The organism is Microbacterium mcarthurae (assembly GCF_046064585.1).
Lineage (GTDB): Bacteria > Actinomycetota > Actinomycetes > Actinomycetales > Microbacteriaceae > Microbacterium > Microbacterium mcarthurae.
This window is the reverse complement of record NZ_JAROCE010000003.1, coordinates 347,774-367,538: the sequence shown is the minus strand read 5'-3', so window position 1 is coordinate 367,538 and position 19,765 is coordinate 347,774. Positions and strand designations below refer to the sequence as shown.

At 70.4% G+C, this 19,765-nt stretch carries 18 protein-coding genes; 6 read left to right on the top strand and 12 right to left on the bottom strand.

The window, feature by feature from the left end:
* Positions 1 to 11 precede the first annotated feature (11 nt).
* Positions 12 to 197 carry a hypothetical protein gene (locus tag P5G46_RS11815; RefSeq protein WP_239274875.1) on the top strand — a complete coding sequence of 62 codons (186 nt, stop codon included), beginning with the start codon at positions 12 to 14 and terminating at the stop codon, positions 195 to 197.
* On the top strand, positions 194 to 1,027 hold the full coding sequence (locus P5G46_RS11810) for a DUF72 domain-containing protein (RefSeq protein ID WP_408905811.1): 834 nt from the start codon (positions 194 to 196) through the stop codon (positions 1,025 to 1,027). The genes P5G46_RS11815 and P5G46_RS11810 overlap by 4 nt, the downstream gene beginning before the upstream one ends.
* A 23-nt stretch (positions 1,028 to 1,050) precedes the next feature.
* Here P5G46_RS11810 and P5G46_RS11805 read toward each other — a convergent pair whose 3' ends face one another.
* The 4 genes from P5G46_RS11805 to P5G46_RS11790 form a co-directional block, all read right to left on the bottom strand.
* Entirely contained in the window at positions 1,051 to 2,130 is a 1,080-nt protein-coding gene (locus P5G46_RS11805) for an ABC transporter permease (RefSeq protein WP_408905761.1), read from the bottom strand.
* Positions 2,127 to 3,092: an ABC transporter ATP-binding protein gene (locus P5G46_RS11800; RefSeq protein WP_408905760.1), complete on the bottom strand. Its 966-nt coding sequence runs from the start codon at positions 3,090 to 3,092 to the stop codon at positions 2,127 to 2,129. The genes P5G46_RS11805 and P5G46_RS11800 overlap by 4 nt, the downstream gene beginning before the upstream one ends.
* Before the next feature lie 121 nt (positions 3,093 to 3,213).
* Positions 3,214 to 4,143, bottom strand: coding sequence for an NAD(P)/FAD-dependent oxidoreductase (locus P5G46_RS11795; protein WP_408905759.1), 930 nt, complete (start codon positions 4,141 to 4,143; stop codon positions 3,214 to 3,216).
* Positions 4,144 to 4,224: 81 nt separating this feature from the next.
* Positions 4,225 to 5,214 carry a glycerophosphodiester phosphodiesterase family protein gene (locus tag P5G46_RS11790; protein ID WP_408905758.1) on the bottom strand — a complete coding sequence of 330 codons (990 nt, stop codon included), beginning with the start codon at positions 5,212 to 5,214 and terminating at the stop codon, positions 4,225 to 4,227.
* 143 nt (positions 5,215 to 5,357) lie between these two features.
* Between P5G46_RS11790 and P5G46_RS11785 the strand changes: the two genes are divergently transcribed.
* Both P5G46_RS11785 and ligD read left to right on the top strand, forming a co-directional pair.
* On the top strand, positions 5,358 to 6,233 hold the full coding sequence (locus tag P5G46_RS11785) for a Bax inhibitor-1/YccA family protein (protein WP_239274870.1): 876 nt from the start codon (positions 5,358 to 5,360) through the stop codon (positions 6,231 to 6,233).
* 498 nt (positions 6,234 to 6,731) lie between these two features.
* On the top strand, positions 6,732 to 7,955 hold the full coding sequence (gene ligD, locus P5G46_RS11780) for a non-homologous end-joining DNA ligase (RefSeq protein ID WP_408905757.1): 1,224 nt from the start codon (positions 6,732 to 6,734) through the stop codon (positions 7,953 to 7,955).
* Between the two features lie 216 nt (positions 7,956 to 8,171).
* Here ligD and P5G46_RS11775 read toward each other — a convergent pair whose 3' ends face one another.
* From P5G46_RS11775 to P5G46_RS11750, 6 genes are all read right to left on the bottom strand, one after another.
* Positions 8,172 to 9,527, bottom strand: a complete 1,356-nt coding sequence (locus P5G46_RS11775; RefSeq protein WP_408905756.1) for a glycosyltransferase — start codon at positions 9,525 to 9,527, stop codon at positions 8,172 to 8,174.
* A 92-nt stretch (positions 9,528 to 9,619) separates the two neighbouring features.
* Positions 9,620 to 11,200 (bottom strand): glutamine-hydrolyzing GMP synthase, encoded by a 1,581-nt coding sequence (gene guaA, locus P5G46_RS11770; protein ID WP_408905755.1) that lies wholly within the window; start codon positions 11,198 to 11,200, stop codon positions 9,620 to 9,622.
* Positions 11,197 to 11,718, bottom strand: coding sequence for a DUF3817 domain-containing protein (locus P5G46_RS11765; RefSeq protein ID WP_239274866.1), 522 nt, complete (start codon positions 11,716 to 11,718; stop codon positions 11,197 to 11,199). The genes guaA and P5G46_RS11765 overlap by 4 nt, the downstream gene beginning before the upstream one ends.
* A 10-nt stretch (positions 11,719 to 11,728) precedes the next feature.
* Positions 11,729 to 12,598, bottom strand: a complete 870-nt coding sequence (locus tag P5G46_RS11760; protein ID WP_408905754.1) for an SURF1 family protein — start codon at positions 12,596 to 12,598, stop codon at positions 11,729 to 11,731.
* 13 nt (positions 12,599 to 12,611) lie between these two features.
* Positions 12,612 to 13,727 carry a GuaB3 family IMP dehydrogenase-related protein gene (locus P5G46_RS11755; RefSeq protein WP_375095376.1) on the bottom strand — a complete coding sequence of 372 codons (1,116 nt, stop codon included), beginning with the start codon at positions 13,725 to 13,727 and terminating at the stop codon, positions 12,612 to 12,614.
* Positions 13,728 to 13,773: 46 nt separating this feature from the next.
* Positions 13,774 to 14,388 carry a TetR/AcrR family transcriptional regulator gene (locus P5G46_RS11750; protein ID WP_239274864.1) on the bottom strand — a complete coding sequence of 205 codons (615 nt, stop codon included), beginning with the start codon at positions 14,386 to 14,388 and terminating at the stop codon, positions 13,774 to 13,776.
* 73 nt (positions 14,389 to 14,461) lie between these two features.
* Here P5G46_RS11750 and P5G46_RS11745 point away from each other — a divergent pair, with 73 nt between their 5' ends.
* Positions 14,462 to 15,895 (top strand): DHA2 family efflux MFS transporter permease subunit, encoded by a 1,434-nt coding sequence (locus tag P5G46_RS11745; protein ID WP_408905753.1) that lies wholly within the window; start codon positions 14,462 to 14,464, stop codon positions 15,893 to 15,895.
* A gap of 21 nt (positions 15,896 to 15,916) precedes the next feature.
* On the opposite strand, the gene P5G46_RS11740 is transcribed toward P5G46_RS11745, so the two are convergent.
* Complete coding sequence (locus P5G46_RS11740; RefSeq protein WP_239274862.1) at positions 15,917 to 16,591, bottom strand: TMEM175 family protein; 675 nt, start codon at positions 16,589 to 16,591, stop codon at positions 15,917 to 15,919.
* A 74-nt stretch (positions 16,592 to 16,665) separates the two neighbouring features.
* Positions 16,666 to 18,168, bottom strand: a complete 1,503-nt coding sequence (gene guaB / locus P5G46_RS11735) for an IMP dehydrogenase (protein WP_239274861.1) — start codon at positions 18,166 to 18,168, stop codon at positions 16,666 to 16,668.
* Positions 18,169 to 18,418: 250 nt separating this feature from the next.
* Between guaB and P5G46_RS11730 the strand changes: the two genes are divergently transcribed.
* Complete coding sequence (locus tag P5G46_RS11730; protein ID WP_408905752.1) at positions 18,419 to 19,759, top strand: branched-chain amino acid ABC transporter permease; 1,341 nt, start codon at positions 18,419 to 18,421, stop codon at positions 19,757 to 19,759.
* The last annotated feature ends 6 nt before the right edge of the window (positions 19,760 to 19,765 follow it).

Here is a 19,765-nt window from a genome sequence, read left to right as displayed (position 1 = left end):
AGCGTGGCGGCATGAGCACTCCTGATCTCCCCACCCGCCACGCCGACGACGCCCGCGCCGACAGCGGCGCCCCCACCGACGCCGTCACCGACGACGTCCGCGAGGATGCCGCCGAAGCCGAAGAGAACGTCGATCTCGACGACCACACCGGCGACGCTCTGGACGACGACGCTCCCGCAGCGGAAGGTCACGCCTGACCGGCACAGCCTTCGTCGGCACCTCCGGCTGGCGCTACCCGAGGTGGCGGGGAGACTTCTATCCCCGCGGCCTCGTGCAGCGGCGGGAGCTCGAGTACATCGCCGAGCGCCTGCCGAGCGTGGAACTGAACGGATCGTTCTACTCGCTGCAGCGGCCCGAGAGCTACCAGAGGTGGCGTGCCGAGGTGCCGGAAGACTTCGTCTTCGCGGTGAAGGGCTCGCGGTATGTCACGCACATGCTGCGGCTCCGGAACGCGCATGTCGGGCTCGCGAACTTCTTCGCCTCGGGGGTGCTGGCGCTGGGCCCGACGCTCGGCCCCCTCCTGTGGCAGTTACCGGAGCGGATCGAGTTCGACCCCGGCATCCTCGATGACTTCCTCGCCACGCTCCCCCGCACCACGGGTGCGGCACTGACGCTCGCCCGCGACCACGACGTCCGCCTCGATGGACGAGCGTGGCTCGACATCGAGGACGACCGGCCGTTGCGCCACGCGCTCGAACCGCGCTCGCCTTCCTTCGCCGATCCGCGGGTGGCCGACATCCTGCGCGCCCACGACGTCGCGCTCGTGCTCGCCGACACCGCGGGACGCTGGCCCGCGTTCGACGCCGTCAACGCCCATCACGTGTACGTCCGCCTGCACGGGTCGACCGAACTGTACGCCAGCGGCTACACCGACGAAGAGCTCGACGTCTGGGCCGATCGCGTCCGCCGGTGGCAGTCCGGTGCGGGAGGAGACGGGATGCCGCGCGACGTGTACGTGTACTTCGACAATGACGCGCGCGGACGAGCACCGCACGACGCTGTCGCCCTGGACGCGCGGCTGCGCTGAGGGCGCTTCTCCGGCCGGGGGCCTCAGGCGATCCGCGTGCCCGGAGGCAGCCGCCGCGCGGGCGTGCGCGTGCGGGCGATCCCCCATGCGAGGAGCCCGGCACCGAGGAGCAGTTGCACGAACAGCCCCACGAACCAGCTCGGCACTGTGCCTTCGGTGCGGTCCTCCACGGAGTCGTCGCCCTGCGGCGTACTCGCGCAATAGTCGTACTCGAGCTCCGGTTCCGGCGCGATCTGCGCCAGGCGCACTCCCGAGGCGATCTGCGAGAACAGGTCGGACGGGTTGCCGTAGGCGTCGTAGGTCGGCGGGGTCGCGTCGGCGAGAATCACGAACGGGTTGGCGGCGAGGACGCCCCACACGCGATCGAAGCGCGGGACCTCGCTCGTGTACGACGACGTCGTGCAGCCGATCTCCTCCACGGTGGGGCACTGAATGCCATCATCGGGCAGGTAGGGATCGCAGCCGGCGGGCACGGCCTCCCAGTTCACATCGCGCGTGGTGACCGTCTGCTCCGACCGCAGCGCCGCGCCGCCCAGGCCGAACGCGATGAGCGTCCCGACCGTCAGCGCCGCCACCACCAGATACGTCGTGGCCACCGAGAAGACCGGCCGCGCGACGATCGCGCTGACCCCGACGCCGATCGCGGCGACCACGCCCACCTCGAGCACCAGGATGCCGAGAGACGACGCGATCACCGCCGGATTCAGCTCGCCCGCGAGCGTCGCGACGACGACGAACGGCAGAGCGACGACGAGGAATGCGAGCCCCGAGATCCACGCGGCCAGGAACTTGCCGAGCACGATCTCGGCCGTCGTCACCAGCGTCACCTGCACGGGCGCGAGGGTCGCGGCATCCCGATCACCGTTGACGGCGCTGCCGCTCAGCGTCGGCGACACCAACAGCACCAGCAGCAGAACGAACATGATGACGATCGAGTAGAACCAGCCGTTGCCGCCGCTGTTCAACGAGAAGGCCGAGAACGACATCAGCAGGAGCGCCAGGAGGATCACGGCGAAGATGCCGAGGAGCATGTACCAGGCCATCGACCTGACGCGTTGACGCAGATCGATGCCGACGACCGTGGCGAGACGGCGCGCGTTCATTCGGGGCTCCCCTCGGCCGCGGCGTCTCCTCGAAGGTCGAGGAAGGCATGTTCGAGGTCGCCCACGGCGGGCGCGAACTCGACGATCGGGATGCCGGCTCCCACCAGCGCGCGCAGACCGGCGACGGCCGCGGACTCGTCCGCGAAGGGCACGAGCAGGTCGCGGCGATCGACCCCGACGTCGCCGCTCGCGCGCCCCAGCGCCGCGGCGACGGACTCCCGATCGGAGCCGGCGCCGTGGGACGCGTCGGCGGCGACGCGCACGCGCCACGGCCGTACGCGTGTGGTCGCCGCGGCGACGCGATCGCGCCCGACGGTGCGCCCGTCGAGCAGGAACACGGCGTCGTCGACGACCTCTTCGAGCTCGGACAGCACGTGGCTCGAGATGAGAATCGTGCAGCCCTCGTCCGCCAGTCGCCGCAGCAACACCCGAAGCGCGATGCGCGCCTGCGGGTCCAAGCCCGACGCCGGCTCGTCGAGCAGCAGCACGCGCGGCTCGTGGACGAGCGCCCGCGCGAGCGCGAGACGCTGCTTCTGCCCGCGGGACAGGACGCGCGCGGCCGATCCCGCGAGAGCGGTCAGGTCGACGAGATCCAGGAGCCGGTCGGCGCGCTCGCGAGCATCGACACGGGACAGGTCGTACAACTGCGCGGTCGCGATGAGCACCTCGCGCGCCGTCAGGCTCGGCCACGCGCCGAGCGAGTCCGGCATCCATCCGAGCAGTCGCCGCGCCCCCGCCGGGTCGGCCACGGGGTCGACGCCCGCGATCCGCACCTGCCCGTCGTCGGGCCGGAGGAGCGAAGCGAGCATGAGGAGCAGCGTCGTCTTGCCCGAACCGTTCGGTCCGACCAGGCCGGTGACGCGTCCTGGTTCGGCCGTGAACGTCACGTCCGCCACCGCCGTCACGGCGCCGAACGCCCTCTTGACCTGCACTGCCTCGATGCCCGCGCCCCCTGCGTCCATGCCCCCCACCCTACGGGGGCACGCCGACATGCCCCGGGACCATGCCACCGCGGTGCCCGGAAACCGTCTTGCCCACACACCCCTTCCGGTCAGGGTGCGGCGCGGACCCGGTACGCCCGATTCAGGATGCCGCGAGCGCACGCCCGAGCGCGTCGCCCGACGCCCACGCGGTGCGCACCGCCGCGGACTCCCCCCACGCGTCGCCGCACATCGACAGCCCGGGGGAACGGAAGAACGGCTCCCCCGTCGTCCGGACGGGCCGGGCGAAGGTCCACCGGTGCGCGTACGTCGCGACCGGCTCGACATCGATCCGCAGGAGGCCTCGCGTGGCCGCGGTGACGGGGGCGATCGCGGCATCCGGATCGTCGAGGTGCCGCGCTGCGCGTTCGCCCGTGGTGTGCACGACGAGCACCGGCGCGCCGTCGCCGCGACGGTCGCCGTCATCGGCCACGAACGCGACGTCGGGGTCGCCGTTGACGAACGCGCCGTGCAGGTCGGCCGGCCACCGACGCTCTTCCCATCGCAGCGCCACGGCGATCACCGGCTCCCACTCCTGCGGACGCACCGGGATGCCATCGACCAGACGCCGTGCCTGCGGTTCCGGCATCGCGAGCACGACCTCACCGGCATCCGCTCCGTCCACCCGGAACGGCGCGACGCTTTCCACCGCACGCTCCGATTCGATGTCGAGCCCGTCAGCGAGGTCGAGGGCGAGCGAGCGCAGCCCGCCCGGCGCCGCCCACCGCATCGGCCCGGTCTTGCGGGTCTCGGCGCCGTCCGCGTCGATGGCGGAGAACGTGTCGGTCCACGGCCGTGCGATGCCTCGGGCCTCCCAGTCCGCCGTGACCCGCTGGAAGCCGGGGTCATCGCCGACGACGAAGTACGAGGCGCCGAGATCGACCGGACGCCCCTCGATCGTGCGGCTCGCCAGGCGTCCGCCTGGCCGGCGTCCGCGGTCGATCACGCGCACCGAACCACCGGCATCCCGCACCGCCCGCGCGCACGCGAGCCCCGAGATGCCGCCGCCGACCACCGTCACGTCCACCGTCATCCCGCCATCCTCGCCCCGCCGGTCCACAGGAGGCGGGGGCTTGCGGTCATGACCTTCACACGGCGCACGCCCGGGCGGCGTCTATTCCGCGAAGAACGCCACGCCCAGGTCGGGGTGGTCCACGAACACCCCGTCCAGCGCCGCCTCGCGCAGAACGGCCCACTCGCGCTCGTACTCTCCGAAAGCAGCCGGACCGCCGGGGCCGCGGAACGCCGGCAGCAGGAAGCGATTCTCGGGGCGACACGTCCACGTGAACACCCGCAGACCACGCTGATGCGCGTGCCCGACGAACTCCGCCGGCCCGCGGGCGCGGCCGAATCGATCCGGCGCGAGGATCAGCCGCTTGTCGGGGCTGATGCCGTCCACGTCGCGGGCCAGCGCGTCGAGACCCTTCGGGGTGAGCATCGACGCGTAGGACGCCGCCCGAGACCCGTCGCGCTCCCGCAGGTCCCACGGCGCACCCTCGGCCTCGAGCAACTGCACGAGCGGAACCCGGATGCCACGCTCCCGCAGCCGCTGCAGGACGAGGGGCTCGAACGACTCGATGACCAGCGCCGGGTCGTCCCCCCACCCGGCATCCCGCAGCTCGGTCTCGACGAGCGCGGCCATGTCGAAGCCGGCGCGCGCGAAGAACGCGGCGTGCTTGATCTCGAGCACCACCCCCACGCCGCCGGCGCGCGCGAGGTCCAGGACGTCGCGCAGTCGCAGCACCGGGTCTTCGTCGTCGTGCGCCGCGCTGCCCGGACGCAGCTCCGGAATGCGCTCGCGGCAGTGGAGGGTCCGCAGCTCCGCCCAGGTGAAGTCCTCGGTGAACCAGCCGTCGAGCCGCTCCCCGTCGACCACGGCCGTGCGGCGCCGGTCGGCGAACTGCGGACGCGTCGCCACGTCGGTGGTCGAGCCGATCTCGTTCTCGTGCCGGACCACGAGCACCCCGTCTCTCGTCGGCACGACGTCGGGCTCGACGGCATCCACGCCCGCGGCGATCGCGCGCGCGTACGAGGAACGGGAGTGCTCGGGCAGATAGCCGGGAGCACCGCGGTGACCGATGATCAGGGGCCGCTCGGAAGGCACCAGCCCAGGCTAGCCAGGCGCCCGGCGGGCGTGCTCGCTCATAGCAGAATCCCAGTCAGCGCAAGGAAACTCGCGGCCTCCTCGGCTAGTGTTGTGTGACAGCACGGTGCTGTGATCACCAGCAATTTGGAGTGTGAGTCCCTGTGGCCCTCAACAACCCGGCCTTCAACACCCCGGCGTTCCAGGACCCTCGTGCCGGCGCCCAGACCCGTTACAGCCCTCCCCCGGCGAACGCCGCCGCCGCTGCCGCGGAGACCGCGAACATCGAGGGCATGTACGCCGCCCCGTCCGCGGGCGCGGTGCAGACCGACCGCATGACGGTCGAAGACACCGTCTTCAAGACCCTCGGCCTCTTCGCCGTCCTCGTCGTGACCGCCGTCGTCGGCTGGATCTGGACGATGAGCACGGTCTCGGTCGCCAACCCCAGCCCCAACGTGCTGCCGATGATCATCGGTGGTCTCGGCGGCTTCGTGCTGGCGATGGTCGCGATCTTCAAGAAGAAGCCGTCGGTGCCCGTCTTCATCGCCTACGCGGCGTTCGAGGGCCTTTTCGTCGGTGGCATCTCGGCCTTCTTCGAATTCCTCTACCCGGGCATCGTCGTGCAGGCGACCCTCGCGACGCTCTCGGTCGTCGGTGTGACTCTCGCCCTCTTCGCCAGCGGCAAGATCCGCGCCTCTGCCCGCGCCACCAAGATCTTCATGATCGCGATGGTCGGCTACCTCGTGTTCAGCCTGATCAACCTCGGCCTGATGCTCTTCAACGTGCCGCTCGCCGGTGGCGCGTTCGGTCTGCGCAGCGTTGAGATCGCCGGCATCCCGCTCGGTCTCATCATCGGCGTCTTCGTGGTCATCATGGCCGCGTACTCGCTCGTGCTCGATTTCGACCAGATCCAGCGCGGCGTCCGCAACGGCGCCCCGCGGGTCTACGGCTGGGTCGGCGCGTTCGGCATCATGGTCACCGTCGTGTGGCTGTACGTCGAGATCCTGCGCATCCTCGCGATCCTCCGCGGCAACAACTGACGCATCGCCGTTTCGAAGGGCCGTCCCGTTCGGGGCGGCCCTTCGTCGTTGCGCGGGCGTTCGCGGGCTCCGGCCCTGCCCGACTCGGCCCGCCGCGTCCCGTCGTGCCGCAGGTTGAGTGTCCAAGACACGCGGACGCGCCCCCGCGGCATCCGCGTGTCCTGGACACTCAACACCCACCCCGCCCCGCCACACGCGGCAGCACCGCCGTCCCCGCACCGCCGTCCCCGCACCGCCGTCCCGCCCATTCAGTGTCCACAACACGCGGACGCACCCCCGCGGCATCCGCGTGTCCTGGACACTCAATGCCCCGCCCACCCCGACACACGCCGCAGCACCGCCGCCCCCGCACCGCTGTCCCGCCCATTCAGTGTCCACAACACGCGGACGCGCCCCCGCGGCATCCGCGTGTTGTGGACATTCAACGGGGCGAGAGGACGCCGTCCACGCCCGCGCAAGGGATATCTCCGTCGGATGCCAGGGGGCTAGCCTCGCGGCATGAGCCCCGCAAAGACACCCCCGACGGTTCTCGACGTCGACGGTCACGAGGTCCGGGTCACCAGCCCGGATCGCGTCGTGTTTCCCGAGCCAGGGCTCACCAAGCTCGACCTCGTGCGCTACTACCTCGCCGTCGCCGACGGAGCACTGCGCGGTGCCGCCGGGCGCCCCATGGTGCTCAAGCGCTTCGCCAAGGGCCTCGGACAGGAGCCCTTCTTCCAGAAGCGCGTGCCAGAGAACCACCCCGACTTCATCGATACGGCGACGCTGCACTACGCCTCGGGCACGTCCGCGGAGGAGACCGTGATCCGCGACGCCGCCGGCCTTGCCTGGATCGTGAACCTCGGATGCCTCGACCTCAACCCTCACCCCGTGCGGGCCGAAGACCTCGACCACCCGGACGAGCTGCGCATCGACCTCGACCCGATGCCCGGCGTCGACTGGGCGCAGATCGTCGATGTCGCGTTCATCGCCCGCGACGTGCTGGACGACCACGGGCTCGTCGGCTGGCCGAAGACCTCGGGATCGCGCGGACTGCACATCCTCGTCCGGATCCGACCCGAATGGGAGTACTCCGATGTGCGCCTGGCCGCCGAGACCCTCGCCCGCGAGGTCGAGAACCGGGCACCGGGGCTCGCCACCGCCCGCTGGTGGAAGGAGGAGCGCGGCGAGAGCGTGTTCGTCGACTTCAACCAGAACGCGAAGGACCGCACAGTGGCATCCGCGTACTCGATTCGCCCGCTGCCCGACGCGCGGGTGTCGACGCCTCTGACGTGGGACGAGGTCCGCCATCGACGCCCGGAGGAGTTCACGGTGCTCACGGTGCCCGAGCGCTTCACAGCAATCGGCGACCCGCACGAAGGCATCGACGCCGCCGCGGGCTCGCTGACGGGTCTGCTCGCTCTCGCCGAAGAGATGGGCCCGGCCGAGAAACCGCCGCGGGGCTCGGACGGATCGGGCCGCCGCGCCTCGACGATGCCCCTCATCGAGGTCGCACGCGCCAAGACGAAGCCCGAAGCCCTCGACGCTCTCGAGGAGTGGAAACGGCGGTACCCCGATGCGACCGCAGCCCTCCACCCGGCCGATGTGCTCGTCGACGGCATGCGCGGCTCGAGCTCGCTCTGGTACCGCGTGCGGGTCAACCTCCAGCACGTCCCGGATGCCAAACGGCCCCCGCAGGAGCCCCTGATCGCCGATTACGACCCCTGGGCGGGCCGCTCCTGACGCCGTGTCGTTCGCGGCGGCGCCCGTGTTCTGATTCCAGTGTCCAGGACACGCGGACCGGGTTCGTTCGCATCCGCGTGTCTTGGACACTGAGCTTGTGCAGCACCGAACGCGTGCGTTCAGTGTCCAGGACACGCGGACCGGGTTCATTCGCATCCGCGTGTCTTGGACACTGAACGCGTGCAGCACCGGCCGCGCGCAGGCCCGCCGCCGCGACTAACGCCGGGCCGGACGCGACAGCGCGTCGACGCACGCGGCCGCGACGGTCTGCATCGCCCGCGCGGGGCTCAGCGCCGCAGCGGCCGCGCGGGCCTCGGCGGAGAGCCGCTGCCGGAGCGCCGTGTCGCCGAGGAGGCCAGCGAGGGCCTCGACGAGCGCGCCCTCGTCGCCGTCGGGCACCAGGATGCCGCCACCCGTGGCCAGCATGTCGCGCGGACCGTAGCGGATGTCGTACGCCACCACCGGGACTCCGTGCGCGAGAGCCTCGGCGAGCGCGAGCCCCTGCCCCTCGAACGCCGAGGTCGTGAGGTAGACCGACGCGGAGTCGAGCACCGCGCCCGGGTCGAGCGTGAGACCGGGGAGCGTGACGAGTCCCTCGAGGCCGAGGTCGCGGACGAGCGCGGCGAGCCGGTCGTGCTCGGCGCCGGCGCCCCACAGTTCTAGGCGCGCATCCGGGAGGTCGGCGACCACGCGCGCGAACGCCCGGATCGCGTGATCGAGGCGCTTACCCGCGGCCAGACGCCCCAGCACGACGACCGGTCCGCTCTCCGCCCGGGACCCGCCCGAGGGGACTGGCACCCCGTGGGGTGCCACGACGTCGATCCGGTCGTCGCCGAAGCGCGCCCGAACGTCGTCTCTTTGCGACGCGGTCGGCCACAGCACCGCGTCGAACCGGGATGCCACCGACAGCCACCGTTCCCACAGGGCGTTGACGGGCGCATCCGCGGTGAAGGGCGGCTCGAGGTGGATGGTGTGCACAGTGTGGAGGATGCGGACACCGGGGTCGTCCCACTCGACGAGGAGCTCGCCGAGCTGCCGCGACTCGCAGATCAGCACGACGGGGCGATCGACCCGCTCCCGTAGTTCCGCGACGACGTGTGCGAGCCACGCGCGGTACAGCGCGCCGAAGCCTCCGACGACGCCCGCAGCGACACCCTTCGCGTCCCGCACCACGATCGGCGCTGACGACAGGTGCCAGTGCGGGTCGACGACGTTCGGCAGATCGACGGCTCCGCCGGCGACGCTCCGGTACTCCAAGGTCGGATCGGGCCCACCGGGCCGAGCCGCCGCGCGCAGCCACTCGGCGGCTCCCCCGTCGGCGCCCACCGCCTCGTCGAACAGATTCCGGAAGACCTCGGATGCCGTCGCCGCCCCACGGGCGACGAATTCGGCGCGATGAGCGGCGTGCGCGTCCGCCGTGCCCGGGTCGACCGTGAGCAGCAGCGGCGGGGCACCGGCATCCGCCATCTGCCGCGCCCGCGCGAGGGTGGAGATCGTGTAGCCGCCGTCGAGGTCGGGGACGAGCCTGCTCGACAGGATCAGGTACCACGCGTCGGGGAACAGCTCCGCCATGCCCCCATCCTCCCCCATGCGCCTTCGCGCGGTCGGCCCGCGCGCCCTCCTTCGCCGCTGACGACAGAGGGGGAGCCGGTGTCAGACCCGGCTCACTCCCATTCGATGGTCCCCGGCGGCTTCGACGTCACGTCGAGCACGACGCGGTTCACCTCGCGCACCTCGTTGGTGATGCGGTTGCTGATCTTCGACAGCACGTCGTAGGGCAGGCGGGTCCAGTCGGCGGTCATCGCGTCTTCCGACGAGACCGGGCGCAGCACGATCGGGTGGCCGTAGGTGCGGCCGTCGCCCTGCACGCCGACCGAGCGCACGTCGGCGAGCAGCACCACGGGGCACTGCCAGATCTCGGCATCCAGTCCGGCCTTCGTCAGCTCGGCGCGGGCGATGGCGTCGGCCTCACGCAGGATCTCGAGACGGTCAGCGGTGACCTCGCCCACGATGCGGATGCCAAGACCGGGCCCCGGAAACGGCTGGCGGCCCACGATCGCCTCGGGGAGGCCGAGCTCGCGACCGATCGCGCGGACCTCGTCCTTGAACAGGGTGCGCAGCGGCTCCACGAGCTCGAACTGCAGGTCTTCGGGAAGGCCCCCGACGTTGTGGTGGCTCTTGATGTTCGCGGTGCCCGCACCGCCGCCGGACTCGACGACGTCGGGGTACAGCGTCCCCTGCACCAGGAAGCGGATCGGTTCGCCCTCGGCCTCGGCCTCGGCGACGAGGTCGGCCTGGACCTTCTCGAACGCACGGATGAACTCGCGGCCGATGATCTTGCGCTTCTCTTCGGGGTCGCTCACCCCGGCGAGGGCGTTCAGGAACGTCTCGCGCGCATCGACGGTGATGAGGCGCACGCCGGTCGAGGCGACGTAGTCGTTCTCGACTTGCTCGCGCTCGCCCTTGCGGAGGAGACCGTGGTCGACGAACACCGCGACGAGCTGGTCGCCCACGGCCTCGTGCACGAGGGCGGTCGAGACGGCCGAATCGACGCCGCCCGAGAGAGCCGAGAGCACCCGGCCGGTGCCGACCTGCTCGCGGATCCGGGCGATCTGCTCGGCAATCACGTTGCCGCTGTTCCAGTCAGCCGGGAGCCCCGCGGCCTTGTGCAGGAAGTTCTCGAGCACGTTCTGGCCGTGATCGGAGTGCTTGACCTCGGGATGCCACTGCACCCCGTACATCCGACGGGTGTCGTTCGCGAACGCGGCGACGGGCGTGTGGGCGGTGCGGGCGAGCACCTCAAAGCCTTCGGGTGCGCGGGAGACCTGATCGCCGTGGCTCATCCAGACGTTCTGCTCGGCCGGCTGCCCCTCGAGCAGCGTGCCCTCGGTGACGACCGTGGCATCCGTCGCGCCGTACTCACGGAGACCGGTGTTGGCGACCTCGCCGCCGAGCGCCTGCGCCATGACCTGGAAGCCGTAGCAGATGCCGAGCGTGGGGACGTTGAGGTCGAAGACCCCTTCGTCCAGGCGGGGAGCCCCTTCTTCGTACACCGACGACGGGCCGCCCGAGAGGATGATCCCCACCGGATTCTTCGCGGCGATGTCTGCCGCGGACGCGGTGTGCGGCACGATCTCGCTGTAGACGCCCGCCTCGCGCACGCGCCGAGCGATGAGCTGGGCGTACTGGGCGCCGAAGTCGACGACGAGGACGGGACGCTGCGACGTTTCGGTCTGTTCGGTCACCGGGGTCCTTCCGGGGCGGGGACGGGAGCGGGGGCCTCTGCGGCCTCGCGCTCGGCGAGGTAGGCGCGCACGCCGTGAGCGGTGCGCACCTCGAGGAAGAAGGAGAGGAAGGGCACGACGCCGCCGAGCGCCAGGAAGACGAAGCGGCGGAAGGGCCACCGCATCAGACTCCACACGCGGAAGCACGAGAACAGGTACACGACGTAGAACCAGCCGTGAGCGACGAGGATCGCGAGCGAGATGTTGATGCCGTCGCCGGTCGAGACGATGTCGCACCCGCTGCCCCCCGGGACGAACAGCGAGAACCACTGGCATCCGGGGCCGGGGATGGCATCCGCGAACCACAGGAAGCCCCCGGATCCGCCCAGGAACAACTCCTTGTGGATGGGCGTGTACTTCAGGATCATCTCGGCGACCAGCAGAAGCAGGCCGACACCCGTGATGACCGAGCAGATCTGGTAGAACTTCAGGGCTCCGCGGATCGCCGGAAAAGAGGCGAGCTTCGGGGCACGGGGCATGGATGCCAGTCTAGTCGCGGGATTCTGGCGTGCCCGCCGCCAGAGCTTCGGATCGTTCGTCCTCGAGATCTTCCACTTCCTTCTCCCACGCGTCGCGCGCGAGCCGGTACCAGAGGTACAGAGCGAAACCGGCGAAGATCGCCCACTCGGCGGCGTAGAAGATGTTGAGCCAGTTGACCCGCGAGCGCTCCTCCGGGGCGGGCGAGTCGATGGCATCCAGCGGCCCGATCGCCGTCTGCGAGGCGAGGTAGGGCCGGTAGACCGCCACTCCGTCGACGTCGTGCCAGCGGCCGAGCAGCATCGCCGGCGACATGCGCGTCATCTCCTGCGGGTCGGCTCCTGCGGCAGGACGGCCGGGACCCTCGTCCGAGATGAGTCTGCCCGTGACGCTCACGACCGCATCGGGATCGTCCGCGACCTGGGCGTTGAGCGCCTCGACAGCCCGCTCGGCGGAAGCGGCGTCGCGGGTCCACCCCAGGGCGACGGCGATCGACGTGGGCGTGGTCACCTCGTCGAGCCGCAACTGACCGGTGACCCAGTAGCCCTCGACACCGTCGTTGAAGCGCGACGAGACCACGAGGAAGTCATCGGCGATCCAGCGACCTGCCGCCTCGACGCGTTGCCCCACGAGCGGCTCGGGCAGGTACTCGCCCGGCAGGGCGACATCGGCGAGGGGTTGGACGATCTCGGTCCGGCCCGGCTCGGGCGGCGCGGTGTCGACGGCACGGCCGAGCTGCCACTGGCCGAGCCACGCCAAGACCCCCGCGACGAGGAGCGAGAAGGCCAGGAGCGCCAACCACCGGGGGCGAAGCATCACTTCGCGCAGGGTCGGCGGAAAGACCTGCGGCGGATCCTGCTCGATCGCGGGAGGAGTAGTCACACGCGCACCCGCATCAGTGTCCGTACGGCGCGACGACGACCTCGACGCGCTGGAACTCCTTGAGGTCGGAGTACCCCGTCGTGGCCATCGACTTCTTCAGGGCGCCGATCAGGTTCGCCGTCCCGTCCGCGACCGGCGCGGGGCCGTACAACACCTGCTCGAGCGGCCCCACCCGGTCGACGGCGACGCGGTGACCGCGGGGCAGCTTCGCGTGGTGCGCCTCGGGGCCCCAGTGGAAACCACGCCCGGGGGCGTCGGTGGCGCGCGCGAGCGCCACCCCGAGCATCACGGCGTCGGCACCCATGGCGAGCGCCTTCACGATGTCGCCCGAGGTACCCACGCCTCCGTCGGCGATGACATGGACGTAGCGTCCGCCGGACTCGTCGAGGTAGTCGCGGCGAGCGCCGGCGACGTCGGCGACCGCGGTGGCCATGGGCGCGTGCAGCCCCAGAGTCGCCCGCGTGGTCGAGGCCGCACCGCCACCGAAGCCGACGAGGACTCCCGCCGCGCCCGTGCGCATGAGGTGGAGGGCCGCGGTGTAGGTGGCGGCACCGCCGACGATGACGGGGACGTCGAGGTCGTAGATGAACTTCTTGAGGTTGAGCGGCTCGGCGACGCTCGACACGTGCTCGGCGGACACCGTGGTGCCGCGGATGACGAAGAGGTCGACGCCGGCGGCGACCACGGTTTCGTACAGGTCGTGCGTGCGCTGGGGGGTGAGCGCCCCCGCCACGGTGACACCCGCAGCGCGGATCTCGGCGAGCCGGTCGCGCACGAGCTCGGGCTTGATCGGCTCGGAGTACAGCTGCTGCATCCGCCGCGTCGCCTCGGAGTCGGGCAGACCGGCGATCTCGGCGAGATGCGGCTCAGGGTCGTCGTACCGCGTCCAGAGGCCCTCGAGGTCGAGAACGCCGAGCCCGCCCAGTCGGCCGAGCTCGATGGCGGTGCGCGGGCTCACGACCGAGTCCATCGGCGCACCGAGCACCGGGATCTCGAACGGGAACGCGTCGATGGTCCACGCCGTCGACACGTCTTCCGGGTTGCGCGTGCGCCGCGACGGGACGACGGCGATGTCGTCGAAGGTGTAGGCGCGGCGGGCCCGCTTGGCACGGCCGAGATCGATCTCCATGGTCACTCCCCCAGCCTACCCGCCCGCCTTTTGGCGGTCCGCGTCGTCACCAGGGTTCGTCCGCGCGCGGCGCCATCGACAGCACCCGCACCTTGTCGGTCGGGAAGCACGCGTCGAAGAGTTCGTGGACGCGCGGATCGGAGTCGTAGTCGTCGGCGAGCCGCAGCCCGAACAGCGAGTTGATCATCATGCCCTGCGCGAGGAACGCCTGCGCCGACGCGACGTCGAACCCGACGCCGCGCAGGAACTCCCAGACGCGGGCGAAGCCGTCGCGAGCGCGGGGCCCGATGACCGGGTGGGCACCCAGGAGGAAGGCGTGCGACAGCGTCTGGTGCAACCCACGCACCTGCAGGAGATCGATGTAGGCGTGACCCACCCGTGCGGCCAGTTCGTCGGCCGACGCGCCCTGGGCCGCCGCCCCGAACGCGGCCAGGAGCCGGTCCATCGCGTCGTCGAGCGCGGCGATGAAGAGGTTTTCCTTCGTCCCGAAGAGGCGGACGACGTAGGGCTGCGACACGCCCGCCGTGCGCGCGACATCGTCGGTGGTGGTCCCGACATAGCCTTTCGCCCCGAAGACGGCGAGCGCGGCCGCAAGGATCTGCTCTCGCCGCTCCTCCGAACTCATCCGGCGGGCGGGTGCGGATTCCGTCGATGGCGCCATGTTGACAGGTTATCAGTCGATTACTACAGTGCCCCATATCTTGTTATCAGTCGATTACAACAAAGGAGCTCTCATGAATCGCATCATCCGCTCCCGCCCCTTTGCCTGGGTGGTGGTCGCCGCCTCGCTGCCGATGTTCATGGCGACCCTCGACAACCTCGTCATGACCAACGCGCTTCCGGTGCTGCATGCGGAGCTCGGCGCGAGCATCGAACAGCTCCAGTGGTTCGTCAACGCCTACACCCTCGTCTTCGCCAGCCTGATCCTCGTGGCCTCAGCGCTCGGCGACCGCTTCGGTCGGCGGACGGTCTTCGTCGCCGGAATTGTTCTCTTCGGCGTGGGGTCGGCGCTCGCGGCACTCAGCACCGACCCGGCCCAGCTGATTGCCGCGCGCGCGGTCCAGGGGCTCGGGGCAGCCGGCGTGAGGCCCCTGTCACTGGCCCTCATCAGCGGCGCCGTCCCTCCCCATCGTCGGCCCCTGGCGATCGGGATCTGGGGCGGCATCTCCGGTCTCGGCGTCGCCGTCGGCCCCCTCGTGGGCGGCGCCGTGATGGAGGGATGGAACTGGCAGGCGATCTTCTGGCTTAACGTCCCCGTCGCGATCGTCGCCCTCCCCCTCGCCCTGTGGGCGCTCCCCAACACCTTCGGAGATCGGGCACGTCTCGACGTCCTCGGCGCGCTTCTCGCCGGGGTGGGCGTGCTCGCCCTCGTCCACGCGATCGTGCGCGGCAACGACGACGGCTGGGGGTCGGCATCCGTCGTTCTGGAGCTGGTCGCCGGCGGGCTGCTGGTGATCGCTTTCCTCGGCTGGCAGGTGCGCACCTCGGCACCGCTCGTCCCGTTGCGATTGTTCCGCGATCGGTCGTTCTCGGTCACGAACGTGGTCGGGTTCGCCTTCAGCTTCGGGACCTTCGGGGCGGTTTTCCTCCTGATCCAGTTCCTGCAGGTCGTTCAGGGATCGAGCCCCCTGGAGGCGGCGGTGCAGACGACGCCGTGGACACTCGCTCCGATGATCGTCGCGCCGCTCGCGGGCATCATCGCCCCGCGTGTCGGAACGCGCCCCCTCCTCGTGGTCGGTCTGCTGCTGCAGTCCATCGCCCTGGGCTGGATCGCCGCGACGATGTCCGTCGACATCGACTACGCCGCCCTCGTCGCCCCGTTCGTGTTCGCCGGTGTCGGCATGGGTCTCGTGTTCGCCCCGTCCGCGACGGCGCTTCTGGCGACGCTCGGGGTGATCGACCACGCCAAGGCGTCGGGCGTGAACTCGACCGTGCGCGAGATCGGACTGGCGCTCGGCACGGCCGTCATGACGGCGATCTTCGTGGGCGCCGGTGGTGAGCTGGTCCCCGACCTCTACGTGGATGCCGCCCGCCCGGCGATCCTCGTCGGTTCGGCGGTGCTTCTGGTCGCTGCGGGCCTGGCCCTCCTCCTGCCCGCCGGGCGTTCGCCCCGCTCGGCGGCCGAGGAGGACTCCGCACCGGCGGAATCCTCGCTGGCCGGCCGATGAGGAGGACGAGCGTCGCGGGGGTCAGTCGCTGCGCGGAGCCCGCCCCGACGAATCCGCCGCGGGCCCGACCGGATCGACGGGCGCGTCCGTGCCGCGCAGCGCACGGGTGAGCGGACCGTCGAGCAGGAACAGGAGGAAGGCCACCGATCCCACGAGCGGGCTGAACAACACGGCGGCGGCGCTGATCAGCACCGCGCTCAGGCTCGCCCGACCCAACCGGCGCGCGTCGCCCGTGCTGAGGTCGGGGATGGCTCCCGAGCGCACGGCCCAGCCCCACTGCATCCAGCCCGCGACGATCGCGAGGAAGAAGTTGACCGGCAGCACCACCCGGCCGATCAGGTAGTCCGAGTAGTCCGTCGCGAGTGACGACGTGAAGGGCACCAGGACGATCAAGAGCAGACGCAGGTTGTTGATCCACATTCCCGCGTTGTCGATCCGCACGATCCATTCGAACTGCCGGACGTGCGTCATCCACATCACGCACAGGATGAAGAAGCTGATGACGAACGTGAAGACGGGGTGCAGCAGGTTCCCCAGCGCGGCGGCGAGATCGGCCTCGGAGTCGACCCGGCCGAGGGATTGCGACGTCAGCCCCAGGACGAGCAGCGTGGCGGCGATTGCGAAGACCCCGTCGGTGAAGGCCTCGGTGCGTCGCGCCGAAACGGTCGCCTCGGGATGGCTGGTGCGCCGGATCATGCGCACAGCGTAACGGCGGCACCGCCGAACGCCGAAGGGCCGGGCAGTTCCCTGCCCGGCCCTTCGTGCGACGCCTACTTCTTGTAGTTCGGTGCCTCGACGACGATCTGCACGTCGTGGGGGTGGGATTCCTTGAGGCCCGCGGAGGTGATCCGCACGAACTTGCCCTTGCTCTTGAGTTCCTCGACCGTGCGCGCGCCGACGTAGAACATGGACTGCCGCAGGCCGCCGATCAACTGGTAGGCGACCGCCGCCACCGGACCGCGGTAGGGCACCTGACCCTCGATGCCCTCGGGGATGAGCTTGTCGTCGCTGGGCACGTCGGCCTGGAAGTAGCGGTCCTTCGAGTAGGAGGTCTTCTTCCCGCGGGTCTGCAGGGCGCCGAGGGACCCCATGCCGCGGTACTGCTTGAACTGCTTGCCGCCCTGGAAGACGATCTCGCCCGGCGACTCGTCGGTGCCGGCGAGGAGCGAGCCCAGCATCACCGTGTCGGCACCGGCGACGAGGGCCTTCGCGATGTCGCCCGAGTACTGCAGACCACCGTCGGCGATCACGGGAACGCCCGCCGGGATCGCCGCCTGCGCGGCCTCGTAGATGGCGGTGACCTGAGGGACGCCGACACCGGCGACGACGCGGGTGGTGCAGATCGACCCCGGCCCGACGCCGACCTTGACGGCATCCACGCCCGCGTCGATGAGCGCCTGAGCACCTTCCCGTGTGGCGACGTTGCCGCCGATGACGTCGACGTGAGCGAACGACTCGTCGGCCTTGAGGCGACGGACGATGTCGATGACACCCGCGGACTGGCCGTTGGCGGTGTCGACGACGAGCACGTCGACACCCGCATCGCGCAGGGCCTCGGCGCGCTGCCACGCGTCGCCGAAGAATCCGATGGCCGCGCCGACCCGAAGGCGACCCTGGTCGTCCTTGGTCGCGAGCGGGTACTTCTCGCTCTTGTCGAAGTCCTTGATGGTGATGAGTCCGGCGAGCTTGCCGTCTTCGTCGACGAGGGGCAGCTTCTCGACGCGGTGCTTCGCGAACGTCGCGATCACGTCGTTGGCGTGGATGCCGACGGGCCCGGTGATCAGGCCCTCCTTCGTCATCACGTCCTTCACCTTCGTCGTCTGGCGCTCGAAGCCCGAGACGAAGCGCATGTCGCGGTTGGTGATGATGCCCACGAGGACGCCGTCGGGGTCGACCACGGGCAGGCCCGAGATGCGGTACTGCGCGCACATCGCGTCGACCTCGGCGATCGTGGCATCCGGGGTCGTGGTGATCGGGTCGGAGACCATGCCCGACTCGCTGCGCTTGACCTGGTCGACGATCGCGGCCTGGTCCTCGATCGAGAGATTGCGGTGCACGATGCCGATGCCGCCCTGGCGGGCGATCGCGATCGCCATGCGCGCCTCGGTCACCGTGTCCATCGCAGACGACAGCAGCGGCGTGGCCACGGTGATCCGGCGGGTGAGCCGCGACGACGTGTCGGCCTCGCTCGGGATGACGTCGGTGTGTCCGGGGAGGAGGAGGACGTCGTCATACGTCAATCCGACGAAACCGAAGGGGTCGTGCTGCTCCATGGATCCTCCTGCGCGCGCGGCGCCTGCTCGAAAAGGACGTCGTCGGCCGGTGGCGCGTCGCGCCCCGCCTCCCGATTCTAAGCGCCGAGGGTGTCCGAATCATTCCCGGATGACGGGCCGCGGAGCGCAGTCGGCACGATACGGTTCGCTAACGGCGTCGCGCCGAAACACGAACGACACATTACGCTCGTAGCGTCGATCGTCGAAGCTGACGAAACGACCTCGTCAGCGCTGCCGAACTGGAGACTCCGTGGGTCATTCCTCCCCCACCGCGATACGATCGCGCACCCTTCCCCGTCTTGCCGTCCTCGTCGCGCTCTTCGCGAGCGCCGTGGCCGTGCTGAGTCTGCTGTTGGCGTCGCCGGCCAGCGCGCAGACGACGCCGTCCCCCGCCGCCACACCCGGCACGGGCGACGTGTCGACGCAATACACGATCGGCGGCATCATCCGCTCGGACGACGAACCGCTTGAGGGCGTCGAGGTGGCCGTCGAAGGGTCCGGCTTCTCGGAGATCGGCACGACCGGCGCCGACGGCCGGTGGGCGGTGTCGGTCCCCGGCCCGGGCGCGTACACCGCGACACTGCAGGTGGACACCCTCCCCGAGGGCGTCGCGCCCCGCGATCCCGACAACGTCACGCGTGACGTCACGATCGGCACCACCAACACTGTCAACGTGCTCTTCCCGACCGGTGAAGGCACGACGGCGACGGGCTCGATCTGGGACACGCTGTTCTCGCGCTTCATCTACGGCTTGAACTTCGGTCTGCTGCTCGCGCTGGCGGCGATCGGCATCTCCCTGATCTTCGGCACGACGGGGGTCAACAACTTCGCGCACGGCGAGATGCTGACCTTCGGCGCGATCATCTTCTACGTCTTCACCTCGCTGGGCTGGAATCTGCTCCTGGCGATCCTGATCACGGTGGCGCTCTCGGCGGCCCTGGGGTGGTCTCAGGATGCCGTGCTGTTCAAGCCCCTCCGACGACGGGGCGTGGGGCTGGTCCAGGTCCTCATCGTGACGATCGGTCTGTCGATCGTGCTCCGCTACCTGTACCTCTACTTCTTCGACGGCGGTACGCGGAACATCGACACCGGGATCACCGACAACGTCACGATCGGTCCGGTCACGATCACGCTCACCTCGCTCATCAGCATGGGCGTCAGCGTCGTCATGCTCGCGGCGGTGGCGTACTTCCTGACGCGCACCCGCATCGGCAAGGCCACGCGAGCGGTGAGCGACAACGCCTCCCTCGCCGCGGCATCCGGCATCAACGTCGATCGGGTCATCCGGATCGTCTGGGTCCTGGCCGGAGCCCTCACGGGCCTCTCCGGTGTGCTGTACGGCCTCTACCGCGGAGTGACGTGGGACATGGGCTTCGCGATCCTCCTGCTCCTGTTCGCCGCCGTCACCCTCGGCGGCCTGGGCAGCGCCTTCGGCGCCCTCGTCGGCTCGCTCATCATCGGCATCATCACGGAACTGTCCACCATCGTCATCCCGCCCGACCTCCGGTATGCGGTGGCGTTGATCGTGCTCATCGGCGTGCTGCTGTTCCGGCCGCAGGGCGTCTTGGGTCGTAAAGAGCGGATCGGCTGAGGAAGA

What these genes read in the sequence shown, in the direction of transcription:
- P5G46_RS11815 (WP_239274875.1), top strand. Translation starts at nt 12, where the DNA reads ATGAGCACTCCTGATCTCCCCACCCGCCACGCCGACGACGCCCGCGCC.
- P5G46_RS11805 (WP_408905761.1), bottom strand. Translation starts at nt 2,130, where the DNA reads ATGAACGCGCGCCGTCTCGCCACGGTCGTCGGCATCGATCTGCGTCAA.
- P5G46_RS11800 (WP_408905760.1), bottom strand. Translation starts at nt 3,092, where the DNA reads ATGGACGCAGGGGGCGCGGGCATCGAGGCAGTGCAGGTCAAGAGGGCG.
- P5G46_RS11795 (WP_408905759.1), bottom strand. Translation starts at nt 4,143, where the DNA reads ATGACGGTGGACGTGACGGTGGTCGGCGGCGGCATCTCGGGGCTCGCG.
- ligD (WP_408905757.1), top strand. Translation starts at nt 6,732, where the DNA reads ATGAGCCCCGCAAAGACACCCCCGACGGTTCTCGACGTCGACGGTCAC.
- P5G46_RS11775 (WP_408905756.1), bottom strand. Translation starts at nt 9,527, where the DNA reads ATGGCGGAGCTGTTCCCCGACGCGTGGTACCTGATCCTGTCGAGCAGG.
- P5G46_RS11765 (WP_239274866.1), bottom strand. Translation starts at nt 11,718, where the DNA reads ATGCCCCGTGCCCCGAAGCTCGCCTCTTTTCCGGCGATCCGCGGAGCC.
- P5G46_RS11755 (WP_375095376.1), bottom strand. Translation starts at nt 13,727, where the DNA reads ATGGAGATCGATCTCGGCCGTGCCAAGCGGGCCCGCCGCGCCTACACC.
- P5G46_RS11750 (WP_239274864.1), bottom strand. Translation starts at nt 14,388, where the DNA reads ATGGCGCCATCGACGGAATCCGCACCCGCCCGCCGGATGAGTTCGGAG.
- P5G46_RS11745 (WP_408905753.1), top strand. Translation starts at nt 14,462, where the DNA reads ATGAATCGCATCATCCGCTCCCGCCCCTTTGCCTGGGTGGTGGTCGCC.
- P5G46_RS11740 (WP_239274862.1), bottom strand. Translation starts at nt 16,591, where the DNA reads ATGATCCGGCGCACCAGCCATCCCGAGGCGACCGTTTCGGCGCGACGC.
- guaB (WP_239274861.1), bottom strand. Translation starts at nt 18,168, where the DNA reads ATGGAGCAGCACGACCCCTTCGGTTTCGTCGGATTGACGTATGACGAC.